This is a genomic window from Rhizobium sp. 18055, from assembly GCF_902706285.1.
In the GTDB taxonomy this organism is placed as follows: domain Bacteria; phylum Pseudomonadota; class Alphaproteobacteria; order Rhizobiales; family Rhizobiaceae; genus Rhizobium.
The window spans coordinates 1-757 of record NZ_CACSKD010000071.1; the positions used below are offsets into that span (position 1 = coordinate 1).

General features: G+C 62.7%; 2 protein-coding genes. Both read left to right on the forward strand.

Going from position 1 to position 757, the window contains the following annotated elements:
- On the forward strand, nucleotides 1-433 hold a 433-nt coding region (locus GVL52_RS31470), incomplete at its 5' end, for a hypothetical protein (protein WP_210254118.1).
- On the forward strand, nucleotides 405-757 hold a 353-nt coding region (locus GVL52_RS31475), incomplete at its 3' end, for a Mov34/MPN/PAD-1 family protein (protein WP_160012658.1). The genes GVL52_RS31470 and GVL52_RS31475, both read left to right, overlap by 29 nt.

Sequence of the window (757 nt, forward strand, 5' to 3'; positions counted from 1 at the left end):
GATCAACGCCATGCGCCTGGACAAAGGCACTGAAGTACCGGTGCTCCACGTACGGATCCGGGGGAACGGGGAATGCGTCCAGACTTTCTGGGCGGAGGGGCGCCGCCTCGGATGCTTCCGATGCCTGTTGCAGGCTGAGCACAAGCACTATCGGCAGGAGCGCTTCCCGGTCCTGAAAGAGCTGCCCACGCGCAAACAGCTGGGCTGCAATGGCTTCACGCCGTACGCGGTCAGCGCACCGATGGCTGCGGCGGCGCTGTGCTTGGAAGTTGTAGTCGACTGGCTTCAATACGGACGGGCAAGCCCGCGATTCCGAACCAGCGCGATGGCCAATGCGAACGTCTACGGCGTCAAAAATCAGGACGTCTCTCGATTGGCTGCCTGCCCCGCTTGCGGGCCTCGTGATGCTCAAGCCACTGCCATTCGGCCGTAATGGCGCGATGCTGCTCATTGAGCCGCAATTATTGGAGCGGCTATTGGGCCTCAGGCAGCTGACGGCGTCCGCACCCGAGGCTGGCGGCATTCTGATGGGCTACCGCCGCGGCCCCCACACCCACGTGACAGAAGCTACCTTCCCGACGGTGGCAGATGTTCAGCGGCGTTTCGGATTCTTCCGTCATGCCACACATCACCAGCGGGTGGCGCGGCGTCGTTGGAAAGAAAGCGGCGAGACAATAGACTACGTCGGCGAATGGCACACGCACCCTGAAGACGCCCCCTTGCCATCAGGCGTCGACCTCAAGCACTGGCAGGACAT